Annotated in this window: 12 protein-coding genes; 6 read left to right on the top strand and 6 right to left on the bottom strand. The window is 73.7% G+C overall.

Features of this window, described 5'->3' with window-relative positions:
* Positions 1–56 precede the first annotated feature (56 nt).
* Together ACIPXM_RS24455 and ACIPXM_RS24450 are read left to right on the top strand one after the other, a co-directional pair.
* Positions 57–653 (top strand): hypothetical protein, encoded by a 597-nt coding sequence (locus ACIPXM_RS24455; RefSeq protein ID WP_401658954.1) that lies wholly within the window; start codon positions 57–59, stop codon positions 651–653.
* Positions 650–1,624, top strand: a complete 975-nt coding sequence (locus ACIPXM_RS24450; protein WP_401658951.1) for a nucleotidyl transferase AbiEii/AbiGii toxin family protein — start codon at positions 650–652, stop codon at positions 1,622–1,624. The genes ACIPXM_RS24455 and ACIPXM_RS24450 overlap by 4 nt, the downstream gene beginning before the upstream one ends.
* Here the strand turns inward: ACIPXM_RS24450 and thrS are convergent.
* The gene (thrS, locus tag ACIPXM_RS24445; RefSeq protein ID WP_401658948.1) at positions 1,621–2,874 is read right to left on the bottom strand and encodes a threonine--tRNA ligase; all 1,254 of its coding nucleotides are present in this window, start codon (positions 2,872–2,874) and stop codon (positions 1,621–1,623) included. The two genes, ACIPXM_RS24450 and thrS, sit on opposite strands and share 4 nt — an antisense overlap.
* A gap of 344 nt (positions 2,875–3,218) precedes the next feature.
* Between thrS and ACIPXM_RS24440 the strand changes: the two genes are divergently transcribed.
* Entirely contained in the window at positions 3,219–5,456 is a 2,238-nt protein-coding gene (locus tag ACIPXM_RS24440) for a HelD family protein (RefSeq protein ID WP_401658945.1), read from the top strand.
* A gap of 34 nt (positions 5,457–5,490) precedes the next feature.
* On the opposite strand, the gene glgB is transcribed toward ACIPXM_RS24440, so the two are convergent.
* The 5 genes from glgB to ACIPXM_RS24415 form a co-directional block, all read right to left on the bottom strand.
* A complete protein-coding gene (glgB, locus tag ACIPXM_RS24435) occupies positions 5,491–7,728 on the bottom strand; it encodes a 1,4-alpha-glucan branching enzyme (RefSeq protein WP_401658942.1) in 2,238 nt (745 codons plus the stop codon).
* Between the two features lie 248 nt (positions 7,729–7,976).
* Entirely contained in the window at positions 7,977–9,332 is a 1,356-nt protein-coding gene (locus ACIPXM_RS24430; protein WP_401658939.1) for a maltokinase, read from the bottom strand.
* A gap of 211 nt (positions 9,333–9,543) precedes the next feature.
* A complete protein-coding gene (treS, locus tag ACIPXM_RS24425) occupies positions 9,544–11,256 on the bottom strand; it encodes a maltose alpha-D-glucosyltransferase (protein ID WP_401658937.1) in 1,713 nt (570 codons plus the stop codon).
* Entirely contained in the window at positions 11,253–13,244 is a 1,992-nt protein-coding gene (locus tag ACIPXM_RS24420; protein WP_401658934.1) for an alpha-1,4-glucan--maltose-1-phosphate maltosyltransferase, read from the bottom strand. The genes treS and ACIPXM_RS24420 overlap by 4 nt, the downstream gene beginning before the upstream one ends.
* A gap of 445 nt (positions 13,245–13,689) precedes the next feature.
* Positions 13,690–14,619 (bottom strand): SDR family oxidoreductase, encoded by a 930-nt coding sequence (locus ACIPXM_RS24415; protein WP_401658931.1) that lies wholly within the window; start codon positions 14,617–14,619, stop codon positions 13,690–13,692.
* Between the two features lie 128 nt (positions 14,620–14,747).
* On the opposite strand from ACIPXM_RS24415, the gene ACIPXM_RS24410 reads away from it, so the two are divergent.
* The 3 genes from ACIPXM_RS24410 to ACIPXM_RS24400 all read left to right on the top strand — a co-directional run bounded on the left by ACIPXM_RS24410 (position 14,748) and on the right by ACIPXM_RS24400 (position 18,966).
* On the top strand, positions 14,748–15,740 hold the full coding sequence (locus ACIPXM_RS24410) for an AraC family transcriptional regulator (protein ID WP_401659176.1): 993 nt from the start codon (positions 14,748–14,750) through the stop codon (positions 15,738–15,740).
* 263 nt (positions 15,741–16,003) lie between these two features.
* Positions 16,004–17,452 carry a 4-hydroxyphenylacetate 3-hydroxylase family protein gene (locus tag ACIPXM_RS24405; RefSeq protein ID WP_401658928.1) on the top strand — a complete coding sequence of 483 codons (1,449 nt, stop codon included), beginning with the start codon at positions 16,004–16,006 and terminating at the stop codon, positions 17,450–17,452.
* Positions 17,449–18,966 carry an MFS transporter gene (locus ACIPXM_RS24400; RefSeq protein ID WP_401658925.1) on the top strand — a complete coding sequence of 506 codons (1,518 nt, stop codon included), beginning with the start codon at positions 17,449–17,451 and terminating at the stop codon, positions 18,964–18,966. Before ACIPXM_RS24405 ends, ACIPXM_RS24400 begins: the two co-directional genes overlap by 4 nt.
* The last annotated feature ends 37 nt before the right edge of the window (positions 18,967–19,003 follow it).

Below are 19,003 nucleotides of genomic sequence, written 5' to 3'. Positions count from 1 at the left end.
CCGGGGCGGGGAAAATGCGGCGCGGGCCGCCGTACCCCGTCGGCATACTCGTTCAGGTGTACGAGACGCATGTGACGGTCCGTTGCCGGACCGAGGAGGAGCACGGCCGGCTGGCCGTGTGGGCGGCCGGCCGGTCGTTGAAGCTCACCACGATCGTCCTGGCCCGGGGCCGGACCCCGGTCCAGCCGATGCTCACGCTGCCCGACCGCACCGGACACCCGGCGGTCGTGGCGGGGCTGCGGGCGGCCGGGTTCGAGCCGGTCCGGGTGAAGGTCGAGACGGTGCCGTGGAGCACCGAGCCCGCGGGCCCCGGCGGCGGCTACTTCGAGCACCACCTCAAGCTGGCGCTGCCCGCCGACTTCGACCGGGCCGCGCTCGAGGACCTGGTGGTCCCGCACGGCGCCCATCTCTCCTGGAACCCGCGCCGGGTGCTGCCGGGCCCGGACGCCCGGCACGAACGCTTCGTCACCCAGCGGCACCCGGGCCCGGCCCCGGCCGCGTCCCTGGCGTGCGACGCGCTGGTGGCGGGCCTGCGGGCGGCGGGCCACGCGATCCTCTCCGAGGAGCGCGAACGGGTGCTCTCGGACAGTGATCTGTCGGTGGACGAGGGCTGGCTCGATCAGGGCCGGCCGGACGAGGAGGCCGTGCGATGAGTGGGAACAGGGTGCCGGGTGCGCTGCCGGGCGGGAGCGAGGAGACCCGCGAGCAGTGGGCCCGCCGGAAGGACGGGCCGCCGCGCACGCTGACCGCGGGACTCGGCCAGGCGGCCCGCCGCCACCGGGAGTTCGACCCCGCCCTCAAACACTTCGACGCGGCGTACGGCCCCACCGACGGCGTGGTCACGGACCCGGCGCTGCGGGCCCGCTGGCAGACCGCCCGGCGGCACGCCCTCGACCTGGTGCTCGCGGCGGTGGCGAAGTCGCCGTGGGCGGACGCGCTGGTGCTGCGCGGCAGCATGCTGATGTCCGCGTGGTTCGGGGCGGCCGCCCGGCCGCCCAAGGACATCGACTTCGTCGTGGTGCCCGACACCTGGCGGATCGACGAGCCGCGCACCGAGCAGCTGCTCGACGGCATCGCGCGGGCCGCCGAGCAGGAGGCCCGCGCGCACGGCGCGGACGGGCTCGCGTTCGTGGCGGCCGACGCGGTCGCCGAGTACATCTGGACCTACGAGCGGGTGCCGGGCCTGCGCCTGGCCGTCCCGTGGACCGTGCCGGGCCTGCCCGGCGGGCAGGTCCAGATCGACCTGGTCTTCCAGGAGCGGCTGCCGCGGCCCGCGGTGCCGGTGGAGGTCGCGGGCGTGGTGGTCGCGGCGGCGAGCCCGGAGCTGTCCCTCGCCTGGAAACTCCTCTGGGTGTCCTGCGACATGTACCCGCAGGGCAAGGACCTGTACGACGCGGTGCTGCTCGCCGAGCGGTTCCCGGTGCCGCTCGACCTCCTGGAGCGGGTGCTGCGGGAGGCCGACGAGTGGCCGGGCTCGTACGACGAACCGCTGCACGCGGGGATGTTCGCCGACGCGATCGAGGAGAGCGACCACCCCGACCCGGCCCTCGGCCCGCGCCTCCTGGCCGCCCTGGCCCCACTGTTCGAGGAGTCGGCGGCGGCCAAGGCGGCGGACCGGAGCTAGTCCGCAACCCCCTCCGGCCACAGCTCCGCCGCATGCGCCGCCACCGCCGCCCGGATCCGGTCCAGGACCGCCCCGGCCGGGAGCGGGCCCGGGCGGCGGCCGTCGCGCAGCCGGACCGCGACCTCGGCCGCGGCGGCCTCCTTCGGGCCGAGGACGAGCTGGTACGGGACGAGCCGGGCGGCCCGGATCCGGGCGCCGAGGCTGCCGTGCTCGGGGCCCGCGACCTCGGCGCGCAGGCCGAGGGCGGTGCAGCGGGCGGCGAGTTCGGCGGCGGCCGGGTGTTCGGCGTCGGAGAGGGGCAGGACGATGGCCTGGACCGGGGCGAGCCAGGCCGGGAAGGCGCCGGCGTGCCGTTCGATGAGGTGGGCGACGGCCCGTTCGACGCTGCCGACGACCGAGCGGTGGATCATCACCGGGCGGTGCCGGGCGCCGTCAGGACCGATGTACTCAAGGCCGAACTGCTCGGGCTGGTGGAAGTCGACCTGGACGGTGGACAGGGTCGACTCGCGGCCCGCCGCGTCGGCCACCTGCACATCGATCTTCGGCCCGTAGAACGCGGCCTCGCCCGGCGCCTCCTCGTAGCCGAGCCCGGACGCGTCCAGGACCTGCCGGAGCAGCGCGGTCGCCCGCTCCCACTTCTCCGGCGCGGCCACGTACTTGCCGCCGGGCCCGGGCAGCGAGAGCCGGTACCGGACGGCCTCGATGCCCATCGCCGCGTGCGCCCGCCGGATCAGCTCCAGGGCCCCGGCGGCCTCCTCGGCGACCTGGTCGAGGGTGCAGAAGATGTGGGCGTCGTTGAGCTGGATCGCCCGGACCCGGGTCAGCCCGCCGAGCACCCCGGACAGCTCGGACCGGTACATGCCGCCCAGCTCGGCCATCCGCAGCGGGAGTTCGCGGTAGCTGTGCGGGCGGGAGCGGAACATCACGGCGTGGTGCGGGCAGAGGCTGGGCCGCAGCACGAACTGCTCGCCGCCGACCTCCAGCGGCGGGAACATGTCGTCCTGGTAGTGCGCCCAGTGCCCGGAGATCTCGTACAGCTCCCGTTTCCCGAGCACCGGCGAGTACACGTGCCGGTACCCGGCCCGCCGCTCCGCCTCCCGTACGTACTCCTCCAGGGCGTGCCGCACCGCGCCGCCGTCCGGCAGCCAGAACGGCAGTCCGGCCCCGATCAGCGGATCGGTGTCGAAAAGGCCGAGCTCTCGGCCGAGCCTGCGGTGGTCGGCCTGCCCGGCATTCTCGCGTACCCGCATGGTCACTCCTCGTGGATCGCCGGAGCGGACCGCCACGAGAAAACGCCGAAGCCCCGGGGCGACCGCCCCGGGGCTTCGGACAAAGACAGCTGTCAGCGCGCCGGGGACCTCACCGACGTCGTCGTGTCGACCTGCACAGCGCGCTTCATGGGGCACACCCTAGGCGGCCGTCCCGCCCGGTGTCAGCCGCTTTTCGCGCGGGGTCCGTCAGCGGGCACAAAAATACCCCGACCGGTAAATTGAAGTCGGGGTGAAAACTCGCGTATATTGTTGGGTTCCGTGTCTGGAAAAACAAAAGACACGAAGCAGTTCAACAAACGCACTGTATCGCGCCGGGAGTCGAATTGTCAACCGAAGAATTTCGGAAAGAACAGGAATTCATCACCGAGCTCTACGCACGACTCGACGACCTGCGGGACCAGGCCGAGGCGGGCGTCGCCGACGCGCTCGCCACGCCGGGGGAGGGCAGCGCCCAGGCGCGCCTGGAGCGGGACGTGGTGGTGGCCGAGCAGTCCGGGCTGCTCGCCGCGCTGAACGCCGGGGAGACCGGGCTCTGCTTCGGGCGGCTGGTGTTCCGGGACGGACGGGACCACCACATCGGGCGCCTCGGCATCCGCGCCGACGACGAGCGGCGCACCCCGCTGGTCGTCGACTGGCGCGCCGAGGTCGCCCGGCCGTTCTACCTCGCCACCGGGTACGAGCCGATGGGGCTGCGCCGCCGCCGGCACCTCACCACCCGCGGCCGCGAGGTCGTCTCGCTCCACGACGAGGTGCTCGACCTGCGCGACGGCACCCGCACCGGGCACGAGAACCGCGACGCCGACGAGGTGCTGCTCGCCGCGCTCGACGCCGCCCGCACCGGCCGGATGCACGACATCGTGCAGACCATCCAGGCCGAGCAGGACGCCATCATCCGCTCCCCGCACCGCGGTGTCCTCGTCGTCGAGGGCGGCCCCGGCACCGGCAAGACCGCCGTCGCCCTGCACCGCGCCGCCTACCTCCTGTACGCCCACCGCGAGCAGCTCGCCCGGCGCGCCGTCCTGATCGTCGGCCCCAACCCCGCCTTCCTCGGCTACATCGGCAATGTGCTGCCCTCGCTCGGCGAGACCGGCGTCCTGCTCGCCACCCCCGGCGAGCTGTTCCCCGGCGTCCGCGCCACCGGCACCGACACCCCCCGGGCCGCCGCCGTCAAGGGCGCCGCCCGGATGGCCGAGGCGCTCGCCAAGGCCGTCGCCGACCGGCAGCAGGTGCCCGAGCGCGGCGCGCCGCTGCTCGTGCCGCACGAGGACGGCGAGCTGCGCATCGACTGGGACATGGCCCTGGAGGCCCGGCACAAGGCCCGCGAGACCTTCCTGCCGCACAACCTGGCCCGCCCCTACTTCGTCTTCCACATCCTCGACGCGCTCGCCGAGCAGCTCGCCGACCGGATCGGCGCCGACCCCTACGGCGGCCCCAACTTCCTCGGCCCCGACGACCGCGCCCTGCTCGCCAAGGGCGTCGCCGCCAACCCCGAGGTGCACGCCGCCCTCGACACCCTGTGGCCCGCGCTCACCCCGCAGGCGTTCCTCGCCGACTACCTCGCCGAGCCCGCCCACCTCGACCCGGCGGACGAGGCGGCGATCCGCCGCACCGGCGGCCCCTGGACCTCCGGCGACGTGCCGCTGCTCGACGAGGCCGCCGAACTCCTCGGCGCGGACGACTCCGCCGCCCGGGCCGCCGAGGAGGCCGAACGGCAGAAGCGGATCGCGTACGCGCAGGGCGTCCTCGACGTCTCGTTCGCCTCGCGCACCTACGAGTTCGAGGACAAGGAGGAGCTCGACAAGGACGCCTCCGAGGTGCTGTCCGCGCACGACATCATCGACGCCGAGCGGTTCGCCGAACGCCACGAGGAGGCCGACCACCGCAGCGCCGCCGAACGCGCCGCCGCCGACCGCACCTGGGCCTTCGGCCACATCATCGTCGACGAGGCGCAGGAGCTGTCCGCGATGCTGTGGCGGCTGCTCATGCGGCGCAGCCCGACCCGCTCGATGACCCTGGTCGGCGACCCGGCCCAGACCGGCGACCCGGCGGGCGTCGGCGACTGGCGGGACATCCTCGGGCCGTACGTGGACGACCGCTGGGAGCTGGTCAGGCTGGGCGTCAACTACCGCACCCCGGCCGAGATCATGGCGGTGGCCGCCGCCGTGCGCCGCGAGTCCGACCCGGGCTTCGAGCCGCCGAGCTCGGTGCGCTCCACGGGCGCCGAGCCCTGGGACCGTACCGTCGAGGACCCGGTCAAGGAGACCGCCGACGCGGTCGCCGCCGAACTGCGCCCGGAGGGGCGGCTCGCCGTGATCGCGCCCGAGGAGCTGCACGCCGCCCTGCGCGCCGCGCTGCCCGAGGCGGCGTACGGGGCGGCGCCGGACCTCACCCGGCCGGTGGTGCTGCTCGACCCGCGGCAGGCCAAGGGCCTGGAGTTCGACACGGTCCTGGTGGTCGACCCGGACGGCATCCGGGCCGGTGCCGCGCACGGGGTCAACGACCTGTACGTGGCACTGACCCGGGCCACCCAGCGGATGGGTGTGATCCGGCGGGCCGGCTGACCGGCTCGCGCCGGACCGTGGCTCGGGCCGGCGCTCAGGCCGGCCTGAGCCAGACCGTCGCGAGCGGCGGCAGCGTCATCCGGACGCTCGCCGCCCGGCCGTGCCACGGCACCGACTCGGTCTTCACCGGGTCGGTGCCGACCACGTCACCGCCGCCGTACCGGGCGGCGTCGGTGTTCAGGACCTCCGCCCAGGCGGCGCACGTGTCCGGCACCCCGAGCCGGTAGTCGTGCCGCACCACCGGCGAGAAGTTGCAGACCGCGAGCAGCGGTTCGCCGATCGCGTCGAAGCGCAGGAACGCGAAGACGTTGTCCTCCGCCGCGTCGCCGACGATCCACTGGAAGCCCTCCGGCGAGGTGTCCCGCTCCCACAGCGGGGGCGTCGCCGCGTACACCGTGTTGAGGTCGCGCACCAGGTCCCGCACCCCCCGGTGGTCGGCCTCGGCGCCGTACGACGGGTCGAGCAGCCACCAGTCCGGGCCGTGGTCCGCCGACCACTCGGCGCCCTGCGCGAACTCCTGCCCCATGTACAAGAGTTGCTTGCCCGGGTGGGCCCACATGAAGCCCAGGTAGGCCCGGTGGTTGGCGCGCTGCTGCCACCAGTCGCCGGGCATCTTCGACACCAGGGAACGCTTGCCGTGCACCACCTCGTCGTGCGAGATCGGCAGGATGTAGTTCTCGCTGTACGCGTACACCATCGAGAAGGTCATCTCGTGGTGGTGGTACTTGCGGTGCACCGGCTCCTTGGCCACGTAGCCCAGCGAGTCGTGCATCCAGCCCATGTTCCACTTCATGCCGAAGCCGAGCCCGCCGAAGCCGCCGGGGCCCACCTGGTCGGTCGGCCGGGTCACCCCGTCCCAGGCCGTCGACTCCTCGGCGAAGGTGATGACGCCGGGGCAGCGCTTGTACACGGTGGCGTTCATCTCCTGGAGGAAGGCCACCGCGTCCAGGTTCTCCCGGCCGCCGAACTCGTTGGGCAGCCAGTCGCCGTTCTCCCGCGAGTAGTCCAGGTAGAGCATCGAGGCGACCGCGTCCACCCGCAGCCCGTCCAGATGGAACCGCTCGCACCAGTACACCGCGTTGGCCACCAGGAAGTTGCGGACCTCCTTGCGGCCGTAGTCGAACTCCAGGGTGCCCCAGTCCGGATGGTCCGCGCGGCGCGGGTCGGCGGGCTCGTACAGCGGCTCCCCGTCGAACCGGGCGAGCGCCCAGTCGTCGCGCGGGAAGTGCGCGGGCACCCAGTCCATCAGGACGCCGATCCCGGCCCGGTGCAGCGCGTCGACCAGGAAGCGGAAGTCGTCGGGGGTGCCGAGCCGGGCGGTCGGCGCGTAGAAGCCGGTGACCTGGTAGCCCCAGGAGCCGTGGAACGGATGCTCGGCGACCGCCATGAACTCCACGTGCGTGAAGCCCAGCTCGCGGACGTAGTCCGGCAGCTGCTCGGCCAGCTGGCGGTACGTCAGACCCGGCCGCCAGGACGGCAGATGGAGCTCGTACACGGACAGCGGCGCCTCGTGGTGCGGCCGGGCGCCACGCCGTGCCATCCACTCCTCGTCCTGCCAGACGTGGTGGTCGGCGGTCACCACCGACGCGGTGTTCGGCGGGCACTCGGTGCGCCGGGCCATCGGGTCGGCGCGCAGCGTGTGCGAGCCGTCCGGCCGGGCGATGTCGAACTTGTACGCCGCGCCCTCGCCGACGCCCGGCACGAACAGCTCCCACACCCCGCTGGAGCCGAGCGAGCGCATCGGCAGCGCCTGCCCGTCCCAGTACGTCCAGTCGCCGGTGACCCGCACCCCGCGCGCGTTCGGCGCCCACACCGTGAACCGGGTGCCGGACACGCCCTGGTGGGTCATCACCCGGGCGCCGAGCGCCGTCCACAGCTCCTCGTGGCGGCCCTCGCCGATCAGGTGCAGATCGAGCTCGCCGAGCGCGGGCAGGAAGCGGTACGGGTCCTGGAGGGTCAGCTCGGAGCCGTCGTAGCGGACCGTCAGCTCGTACGAGGGGATCTTGCGCAGCAGCGGCACGAACGCCGAGAACAGTCCGTCGCCCTCGTCGCGGAGCTCGACGCGGCGGCCCTTGGGCAGCACGGCCGCGACCTCCTTCGCCCACGGCCGGAGCACCCGGATCACCACCCCGCCCTTCACCGGGTGGGCGCCGAGCACCCCGTGCGGGTCGTGGTGCTCCCCGGCGAGCAGCCGCGCACGGTCCCCGGGGTCGAGCGGGGGCGCCGTGCGGGGCGTCTTTCCGGCCGTCTTTCCTGCGGGTCGGGCGGTCACGGGGGTGCCTCCTGCGGGGTAGGGGGTTCGGGTACGGAACGGCGGTACGGGGTACGGGGAAACTCCGCCGAACGGGGGCGCGCGGCGTCCGCGCAGGCCGGAGCGGCCGACCGGCCGCCACGCGCTGCGCCGAACGGGCGGCGGGCGGCGGGCGGGGGAGTGGCCGGGACCGGGGGTGCGGGCGGGCGTACGGGTACGGGCCGGGGCGGCGGGCACGGTCGGTCCGCCGTCCCGCCCGCTCCCGCGCCTCACGCCCCCGCACCTCCCGCGAGGCGTTCGATCGCCGACATCGGGACCGGCAGCCAGTCCGGCCGGTGCCGGGCCTCGTACACGACCTCGTACACCGCCTTGTCGGTCTCGTAGGCGCGCAGCAGCGCCGGGCGGTCGCGCGGATCGGTGCCCGCCGCCTCCGCGTAGCCGTCGCAGTAGGCGGCCCGGCAGCGGGCGGCCCAGTCGGGGTTCCACGGCCGGTGGGTGCGGGCCGCGTAGTCGAAGGAGCGCAGCATCCCGGCGATGTCCCGGACCGGCGGCTGCGGGCTGCGCCGCTCGTCGAGCGACTTGGCGGGCTCGCCCTCGAAGTCGATCACCGCCCAGGCCCCGTCGGAGCCGCGCAGCGTCTGCCCGAGATGCAGATCGCCGTGGATCCGCTGCAACCGCCCGGCCGCCGCCGTGTCCCCGGCCGACGCGAACACCGCGCGCAGGCCCGGCACATGCGGCAGCAGCGCGGGCACCGCCTGCGCGGCGGCGTGCAGCCGGGCGTCCATCGCGGCGGCCAGCTGGGCCGCCCGGTCCGGCCGCAGCCGTTCGGTCGGCAGCGCCCCGGCGAGCGCCAGGTGCACCTCGGCGGTGGCCCGGCCGAGGGCCCGCGCCTCGGTGGTGAACTCCCGCCCGGCGGCCAGCGCGTCGAGCGCCAGCCGCCAGCCGTCCCGGGAGTCGCGCAGGAACGGCTGGAGCACCCCGAGGGTCGCCTCGCCGCTCTCGAACCAGGCCACCGGCTCCGGGACCCGGGCGCAGCCCGCCCTGGCCAGGGCGAGCGGCAGCTCCAGATCCGGGTTGGCGCCGGGGCTGACCCGCCGGAAGATCTTCAGGATGAACGAATCTCCGTAGACCAGGGACGAGTTGGACTGCTCGGCGTCCAGCATCCGGGGCGCCAGCGCGGGCGGCAGCGCCGTCGTGGTGTGGAAGCGCAGCGGGCCGCTGCGGCCCGGGGTGCGCAGCCGCTCGTACAGCAGTCCGGCGAGTCGCGGGTCGCGCAGCCCCTCGTACACCGCGCGCCCGGCCAGCGGGCCCTGCCGGAGCCGGCCGATCAGCGCGGGCGCGAGCCGGGGCGGCAGTTGCGGGCGCACCCCGAGGAGCAACTGGTAGCAGTCGGCGGGCGTTCCGGCCGGGCGGCCGGGCTGCTCGACCCGCACCAGCAGATGCAGCAGACCGGGCCCCGGGCCGTCCAGCGGCAGCAGCTCGGTGGCCGCGGCCAGGGTGAATCCGGTGACCCGGCGGCCCTTCCCGGCGAACCAGCGCTGCCGGGGCAGCCAGCTGTGCAGCAGCGGGGTGAGCGACGGGAGGAGGGCGTCCGGGGCCCGGGTGGTGGATGCGGTCTCCGGCATGGCATCGCGTCCTTTCCCCGGGGTGCGCAAAGGCAGTTCGTATGCGTTCAAATGCGCAGAGTGTCCCGGATGGCGACTTCGGCTGTCCGGCTGTGCGGGACGTGTCGGAAGGGGAAGATCCGTATGGGCCCGGCAAGAAGGCCCATATGGACCTCCCCGTGCGAGGCGGTCGAAACCGCCTCACATGGGATAGAACTGAATTGACGGTACTTCAGGATCGCTTGAGGCGGAACCAGTAGAACCCGTGCCCGGCGAGCGTCAGCAGATACGGCAGCTGACCGATGGCCGGGAACTTCACCCCGCCGATCAGCTCCACCGGCTTCACCCCGGCGAAGCTGCGCAGGTCCAGCTCGGTCGGCTGGGCGTGCCGCGAGAAGTTGTTCACGCACAGCACCAGGTCGGCGTCCAGTCCCTCCTCGGGAGTGGCCTCCCTCAGGAAGGCGAGCACCGCCGGGTTGCTGGAGGGCAGTTCGGTGTACGTGCCGGTGCCGAAGGCACGGTTCTGCTTACGGATCTCGATCATCCGCTTCGTCCAGTGCAGCAGCGACGACGGCGACGCCATCCCCGCCTCCACATTGGTCACCTGGAAGCCGTGCACCGGGTCCATGATGGCCGGCAGGTACAGCCTGCCCGGATCGCAGGACGAGAAGCCCGCGTTGCGGTCCGGGGTCCACTGCATCGGGGTGCGCACCCCGTCCCGGTCACCCAGCCAGATGTTGTCGCCCATGCCGATCTCGTCGCCGTAGTACAGCACCGGGGAGCCCGGCAGGGCGAAGAGCAGCGCGGTGAACAGCTCCATCTGCTTGCGGTCGTTGTCGAGGAGCGGGGCGAGCCGCCGCCGGATGCCGATGTTCGCCCGCATCCGGGGATCCTTGGCGTACTCGGCGTACATGTAGTCGCGCTCCTCGTCGGTGACCATCTCCAGGGTCAGCTCGTCGTGGTTGCGCAGGAAGATGCCCCATTGGCAGCCGGAGGGGATCTCCGGCGTCTTCGCGAGGATCTCCGACACCGGATAGCGCGACTCGCGGCGCACCGCCATGAAGATGCGCGGCATCACCGGGAAGTGGAACGCCATGTGGCACTCGTCGCCGCCCTTGCGGAAGTCGCCGAAGTAGTCGACCACGTCCTCGGGCCACTGGTTGGCCTCGGCGAGCAGCACCGTGTCCGGGTAGTGCTCGTCGATCTCCCGCCGCACCTCGCGCAGGAACGCGTGGGTGGCGGGCAGGTTCTCGCAGTTGGTGCCCTCCTCCTGGTAGAGGTACGGCACCGCGTCGAGCCGGAAGCCGTCGATCCCCAGGTCCAGCCAGAACCGCAGCGCGGACAGGATCTCCTCGCGCACCGCCGGGTTCTCGTAGTTGAGGTCCGGCTGGTGGGAGAAGAACCGGTGCCAGTAGTACTGCTTGCGCACCGGGTCGAAGGTCCAGTTGGACGTCTCGGTGTCGACGAAGATGATCCGGGCGTCCTGGTACTGCTTGTCGTCGTCGGCCCAGACGTAGTAGTCGCCGTACGGGCCCTCCGGATCGCTGCGGGACTCCTTGAACCACGGGTGGGCGTCGCTCGTGTGGTTCATCACGAAGTCGATGATCACGCGCATCCCGCGGGCGTGCGCCGCGTCCACGAACTCCACGAAGTCGGCGAGGTCGCCGAACTCCGGGAGCACCGAGGTGTAGTCGGCGACGTCGTAGCCGCCGTCCCGCAGCGGGGAGTTGAAGAACGGCGGCAGCCAGAGGCAGTCCACGCCCAGCCACTGGAGATAGTCCAGTCGGGACGTGAGGCCCTTCAGGTCGCCGACTCCGTCGCCGTTGCTGTCCTGGAAGGAGCGGACCAGGACCTCGTAGAACACCGCCCGCTTGAACCAGTCGGGATCACGGTCCTTGGCGGGGGTGTCCTCGAAGGTGTCGGGGACGGGTTCGTTGACTGTCATGATGTGGGTGACCCTCCGGTCTGCGGGGACGGTCGCAGGACCAGCACGTGCGCGGGCGTGACACCCGGCTCGAGGCGCACATAGGCGGCCCTGCCCCAGTGATAGGTCTCACCGGTGAGCTCGTCGCGCACCGGCACGGTCTCATGCCAGGCGAGGCCGAGTTCCGGCATGTTCAACGAGACCGTGGCCTCCTGGGTGTGGTGGGGGTCGAGGTTCGCGACCACCAGGACGGTGTTCGGCCCCGAACGCTTGCTGTAGGCGATGACGGCGTCGTTGCCGGTGGCGTGGAAGGTCAGGTTCCGCAGTCTGCGCAGCGCCGGGTTGCGGCGTCTGATCCGGTTCAGGGTGGTGATCAGCGGGGCCAGCGAGGCGCCCGCACGCTCCGCCGACTCCCAGTCGCGCGGCCGCAGTTGGTACTTCTCCGAGTCGAGGTACTCCTCGCTGCCGTCCCGCAGCGCGGTGCCCTCGCACAGCTCGTACCCGGCGTACATGCCCCAGGTCGGGGAGAGCGTCGCGGCGAGCACCGCGCGCACCTCGAAGGCCGGCCGGCCGCCGTGCTGGAGGTAGGCGTGCAGGATGTCCGGGGTGTTCACGAAGAAGTTCGGCCGCATGTGGGCGGCGGCCTCGCCGGACAGCTCCGTCAGGTACTCGGTCAGCTCGTCCTTGGTGTTGCGCCAGGTGAAGTACGTGTACGACTGCTGGAAGCCGATGGCCCCGAGGGTCCGCATCATCGCGGGCCTGGTGAACGCCTCCGCCAGGAAGATCACGTCCGGGTCGGCGGCGTTGACCTCGCCGATCACCCGCTCCCAGAACACCACCGGCTTGGTGTGCGGGTTGTCCACCCGGAAGATCCGCACCCCGTGGTCCATCCAGTGCCGCAGCACCCGCACGGTCTCCGCGACGACCGCGTCCATCGTGCCCGGCGCGTCGAACGCGATCGGGTAGATGTCCTGGTACTTCTTCGGCGGGTTCTCGGCGTACGCGATCGAGCCGTCCGGCCGGTGCGCGAACCACTCCGGGTGCTTCTCCACCCACGGATGGTCCGGCGAGCACTGCAACGCGAAGTCCAGGGCCACCTCGAGCCGCAGTTCACGGGCGCGCGCCACGAACGCGTCGAAGTCCTCCAGGGTGCCCAGATCCGGGTGCACCGCGTCGTGCCCGCCCTCCGGCGACCCGATCGCCCACGGCACGCCCACGTCCTCCGGGCTCGCCGACAGCGAGTTGTTCGGGCCCTTGCGGTGGGTCACGCCGATCGGGTGGATCGGCGGCAGGTACACCACGTCGAAGCCCATCGCGGCGATCGCGGGCAGCCGCTCGGCCGCCGTGCGGAAACTGCCCGGCACGGTCCGCCCCCGCACGGTGCGCACCCCCTCGGAGCGCGGGAAGAACTCGTACCAGGACCCGAACAGCGCCCGCTCGCGCTCCACCCGCAGCGGCAACGCCGGGGACGCCGACACCAGTTCGCGCAGCGGATGGCGCTCCAGGGTGTCCAGGACCCGGGGGGTGAGCGCCGCCGCGAGCCGGACCGCCGCCGGGCGGGACTCGTCGCGCAGCGCGTCCGCGACCGCGAGCACCGCCTCCCGGCCGCCGCCCTTCTTCGGCACCCCCTTCGCGGCCCGCTCGTGCAGCTCCGCGCCCTCGGCGAGGACCAGTTCCGAGTCGATCCCGGCCGGAATCTTGATCTTCGCGGTGTGCCGCCAGGTGGCCAGCGGATCGCTCCACGCCTCCACGGTGTACGACCAGGCGCCCTCGGCGTCCGGGGTCACCTCCGCGCCCCACCGGTCGGAGCCCGGCGCCAGCTCCCGCATCGGGGTCCACGGCCCCGGCCGGCCGGACGGGCCGCGCAGCACCACATTGGCGGCGACGGCGTCGTGCCCCTCCCGGAAGACGGTGGCGGTCACCTCGAAGGTCTCCCCGGCCACCGCCTTCGCTGGACGGCGGCCACAGTCGACCAGCGGGCGGACGTCGAGGACGGGAATGCGTCCCATGAGCGGATTCACGGCATCACCTGACGGTTCGCGAGGGTGCGGGTGGTGTGCGCTCTTTCTAGCTCCGACGACGGCGGGTTGGTCGCGGGCATCGCCGCGCCCCTGCGCGTTCACTCGGATGGGGTGTCTAGAGGGATGACAGCGGGGTACGAGGAGGAGCCTTCCCACGGTTTTCGGGTGGGCAATCCGGCGCTTTGTTAACTACTCGGGCGTAGCCGTCGAGGCAAGCGCCCCGGTACGAGAAAACCGGCCCCGTCGTGAGGGACGGGACCGGTCTCCCACCCGGCCCGGGCCGTGGCCCCGGACCGGGAGGTCCGTACGGAAGTGCCGCGCGGCGGCGGACATGACGTATACGGCGGACGGGACGGACGCGCCGGATCAGGCCGACCTGACGGATCGGGGGGACCTGTCGGCCGGACCTGACGGATCAGGGCGAACCCGCGGATCAGGCGGGCAGGTCCTCCGTGTCGTTCGACCACACCTGCCAGGGCTGCCGGGTCACCCACTCCTCGACCGGCGCGGGCGACACCCCCAGCGCGTCCGCCGACTCCCCGTCGTCGCCCGCCATCAGGAGCGGGTCCCCGCCGGTCGCCAGATAGTGGTAGATGCCCGCCACCCCGGCGGCCGTCTCCGGGCCGAGCAGCCGGGCCAGACCCCGCTCGAACAGTTCGGGCCGCAGCGGCACATAGCGCACCGCACGGCCCAGCCCGCGGCCGAACGCCGCCGCCAGATCGGGACCGGTCAGCGACACCGCGCCACCGATGTCGAACGCCCGGTCCTCAAGGCCCGGCCGGGTCAGCGCCCCGTGCACCGCCTCCGCCAGATCCCGGTGCGAGATCCACGCCACCGGGGCCGCCGCGGGCAGCGGATAGCCGAGCACCCCCTCGTTGACCAGGCCGGGACCGTTCCACGGCGAGAACAGGTTGTCCAGGTACACCGGCGGGCGCAGCACCACGAGCGGCAGCCGCCGGTCCCGGAACACCTGCTCCGCGATCCGCCGGGTCTCGAACGCCGGGACCGTCGTCGACGCCTGCGGCACCCGGGTGTTGGTGTTGAACACCACCCGCTCCACGCCCATGCCGAGGGCCGCGTCGGCCAGCGCCGTCGCATAGCCGCGGACCCGCTCCGCGTCGTACACCAGCGGCATCGTCACCACCAGATGCGTGGCGTCCTCCAGGAGCTGCCACACCGCCGCCTCGTCCGCGAGCGACCCCGGCACGAAGTCGGTGCCCGGCAGCGGCGGCCGGTCGCCCGCCGGGCGCCGGGTCAGGGTCCGCACCCGGTGCCCGCGGGCGGCAAGCAGCCGGGCCATCGCCCCGCCCTGGAAACCGGTCGCGCCCACGACCGCCACCCGCATCGGATTCTGACCGCCCATGTCTCGCCGAGGCCCTTCGAATAGGCTGTGCCCACTGCCGTCACCGGATCTCCTCCAGGCTGGTCGCGGCGTTTCATCCGTTCAATTAACAAACAGGGGCGGAAGTTGAAGGATCGTCCATGGACATCGTGGGTACCCAGGGCACTGACCGGCACGTTCGGAACAGGACGCCCCGCAACGACACCGAACCCGACGACCTGCTCAGCGAACTCCTCAAACCCCTGCGGCTGACCGGCGTCTTCGACAGCCGCTGGAACGTCCGCGCCCCCTGGGCCATCGAGGGCGACGCCGAACAGAGCTGCGCCGTCCTGCACTACCTCACCGAAGGCGACTGCTGGATCACCGGCGCCGGGCACACCCCCCTGCACCTGCGCGCCGGCGACCTCATCGTCTTCCCCACCGGGGTCGCGCACCGGCTCTCCGACAGCCCCGACCGCACCGGGCTGCCCCTGAAGGCGGTGCTGCCCGAGCGCCAGCCCGGCACCTCCGGCGAGATCAGGATCGACGGCACCGGCGCCGTCAGCAAGCTGCTCTGCGCCGGACTCCACTACGACGCCAGCGCCGCCACCGGGCTCTACCAGGCACTGCCCTGGGCCCTCGTGCTCGACGGCGCCCAGGTCGACCGGGAGCCGCTGCTGCGCGACACCCTGCGGCTGCTCGCCGCCCCCGACCGGCCCGTCGGACCCGGCGACCGGCTGATCACCCTGCGCGCCTTCGAGATGGCCCTGGTCCTCGCGCTGCGCCCGCTGCTGCGCGAACTCGCCGCCAGCCCGGCCGCCCTGCCCGTCCTGCGCCACCCCGGCATCCGGCGCGCCCTGGTGATGATCGCGACCCGGTTCGCCGAGCCCTGGACCATCGACTCGCTGGCCCGCGAGGTCGGCATGTCCCGGTCCGCGTTCACCGCCGCCTTCCGCGAACTCGTCGGCGAGTCCCCGGCCCGCCACCTCACCGCCCGCCGGATGCAGGAGGCCGCCCGGCTGCTCACCGAGACCTCGCTGCCGCAGTCCGCCGTGCCCGCCCGGGTCGGCTACCAGAGCGCCGTCGGCTTCCACCTCGCCTTCCGCAAGTGGTACGGCCGTACCCCCGGCGAGCACCGCGCCGGGGTCGCCGACGCCGCCTGAGCGCCGCCGCGCCGGGGCCGCGGCCCCGCCCACCGCCCGCCGGGAGCGCCCCGGCGGGCTGGCCGGTTCTTAAGGACCTCTGGACGGACGTTCATTGCCGTACGTCTGTACGGCATGGAGGCTCAAGGCGGCACAGCCGCACCACCACCCCCGCGCATCCCGTACGGCATCTGTGCGGCCATCCCGTACGAACCATCCGAACGTCCCCGCACGCGGACCGCGTGCGCGTCCCGCGCGGGGCGACCCGAGGAGAGGCGACACCGGTGACGAGGTCCGGGCAGGACTATCTGGAGGCCCTGCGCGACGGGCGGGAGATCTGGCTCGACGGCGCACGCGTCAAGGACGTCACCACCCATCCCGGCTTCCGCTCCGCCGCCGCCTCCTTCGCGCACCTCCACGACCTCGCCGCCGACCCCGCCCACCGGGCCGTGCTGCGCACCGCGGACGGCGTCCACCGGGCCGCGGCGGTGCCCCGCTCGTACGAGGACCTGGTGGCCAGGCGGCGCGCCTACAAGCGGTGGGCCGAGGCCGGATTCGGCTTCCTCGGCCGCAGCCCCGACTACATGGCCTCGGCCGCCGCCGGGTTCGCCGCGCTGCCCGCCGCCCTCACCGGCGAACACCACGACGGCGCCGGACCGGCCCTCGCCCTGCACCGCAGGATCGCCGAGGACGACCTGTTCTGCGCCTTCACCCTCACCGACCCCGCCGGGTCGGCGCCGGGCGACGACCTCCGGGTCCGCGCCGTCGCCGAACGCGACGACGGCATCGTGGTGCGCGGCGCCAAGACCGTCGGCACCGGCGTCGTCTTCGCCGACGAGGTCCTGGTCGGCACCATCGAACCGCTCGCGCCCGACGACACCGAGCACGCCCTCTCCTTCAGCGTCCCGGTCGACACCCCCGGCCTCAGGCTGATCTCCCGCACGGCCTACGCGCAGGGCGCCCGCTCCGTCTTCGACCGGCCGCTGTCCGCCCGCTACGACGAGAACGACGCCCTGCTCGTCTGCGACGACGTGTTCGTGCCCTGGGAACGGGTGCTCAGCTACCGCGACCCGGCCACCACCGCCGCGATGTGGTGGCGCACCCCCGCCTATCTGCACGCCGCCCACCAGTCCGCCACCCGCTTCTGGACCAAGCTGGAGTTCCTCACCGGCCTCGCGATCCTCATCGCCCGCTCGAACGGCACCGACACCCTGCCCGCCGTCGCCCAGGCCACCGGACGGCTGCTCGGCATGGTCGCCCAGGCCAAGGCGTTCGTGCTCGCCGCCGAGGCCGACTGGGAGCCGGTCGACGAGGGCCGCGGCGGGGTCCGGCCGGGCCAGGAGATCTCCTTCGCCCAGCGGATCATGGCCGGGGAGCTGTACCCGCGCGCCCTCCAGGACGTCAAACTCCTCGCGGGCGGCGCCCTGATCCAGCTCCCGGCCTCAGGACACGACCTCGACCACCCCGAACTCGGGCCGCTGGTACGGCAGTACGTGCGGGGCGGCGGCGCACCGGACGCCCACACCGCGCCCGAGGAGCGGATCAAACTTCTCAAACTCGCCTGGGACGCGCTCGGTTCGGAGTTCGCGGGCCGCCACGAGCACTACGAACGCTTCTACCAGGGCGCCCCGCACGTCTACCTCACCATGCAGACCTGGGCGGGCGGCGCCGACGACTGCGAGGCACTGGCCCGCGCCTGCCTCGACGGCTACGACCTCGGGACCGCCCGGTGAGCACCGCCGCCGCGCCCCGGGGCGCCCTCGCGGTGCTCGCCGCGACCCAGCTGCTGCTCATCATGGACACCGCGATCGTCAATGTGGCGCTGCCGTCGGTCGGCGCCGAACTCGGCGCGGACCGGGCCGGTCTGTCCTGGGTCGCCAACGCGTACCTGATCACCTTCGGCGGACTGCTGTTGCTCGGCGGCCGCACCGCCGACCTGCTCGGCCACCGCCGGGTGCAGCTCACCGGCCTCGGCCTGCTCGCCGCCGCCTCGGCCGCCGGAGCCCTCGCCGCGCACCCGGCCGCGCTGATCGCCGCCCGCGCCGCCCAGGGCACCGGCGCCGCGCTCGCCGGGGCCGCCGCCTTCGCGCTGCTCCTCGCGCTGTTCCCGGACGGGCCCGCCCGGCACCGGGCGCTCGGCGTGTTCGCCGCGACCGGCGGCCTCGGCGGCGTCCTCGGCACCACCCTCGGCGGCACCCTGACCGGACTGCTCGGCTGGCGCGCCACCTTCTGGCTGAACGCCGCCTGCGCGCTGCTGCTCGCCGCGCTGGCCACCCTGGTGCTGCGCCGGACGGCCGCGCCCACGTCCGTCGCGCCGAAGTCCGGTGCGCGGGCCTTCGACCAACCGGCCGACGCGGAACCGGCCGCCGGGGTACGGGACATGGCGCACCGCCCCGCCGCCCGCTTCGACCTCGGCGGCGCCGTCACCGGCACCCTGGGCCTCGGCCTCCTCGCGTACGCCCTGGTCGGCACCGGCGCGCACGGCTGGACCGGCCTCCCGACGCTGCTCGCGGGCGGCCTCGGCGCCGCCCTGCTCGGCCTGTTCGCCCTCGTCGAACGCCGGGCCGCCGCCCCGCTGGTGCCGCCCGAGGTGCTGCGCCGCCGCGCCCCGCGCCGGGCCAACCTGCTCGCCGGGCTCGCCCAGACCACCCTCTTCCCGATGTTCTTCCTGGTGAGCCTCTACCTCCAGCAGGTGCTCCACCACTCGCCGCTCGGCGGCGGCCTCGGGCTGCTGCCGCTCAGCCTGGTCGTCGTCGCCGTCGCCCCGCAGACCGGGCGGCTGATCTTCCGGCTCGGCCTCACCCGGGCCATGACCGCCGGATTCGCGCTGCTCGCCGTCGGCACCGGCTGGCTCGGGCTCGCGCTCACCGCCGACGGCGGCTTCGCCGGCACCGTGCTCGCCCCCAGCCTGCTGCTCGGGGCCGCACTGCCGCTCGTCACCGTCACCACCAACGTCGCGGCCACCGCCGACGCGACCCCCGAGGAGACCGGGCTCGCCTCCGGACTCGTCAACACCAGCCAGCAGTTCGGCTCGGTGCTCGGGCTCGCCGTCCTGGTGGCCGTGGCCACCGCCGTCACCGGTACCACCGGCACCCCCACCCCCGCCGCCGAGACCGGCGGTTACCGGGTCGCGCTGCTCTGCGGCGCGGCCGTCGCAGCCGTCGCCGCGCTCCTCGCCGCCCGGCTGCGGATGCCCGCCCCGGTCACGGCGCCACCGCGCCGGGAACGGGTGGGCGGACCGCACTGACCGCCGCCCCAGCGGCCCGTGCCACCCCGACACCTCA

It is taken from the genome of Streptomyces sp. NPDC090025 (assembly GCF_044748125.1).
In the GTDB taxonomy this organism is placed as follows: domain Bacteria; phylum Actinomycetota; class Actinomycetes; order Streptomycetales; family Streptomycetaceae; genus Streptomyces.
This window is presented reverse-complemented; position numbering and strand designations above follow the sequence as displayed.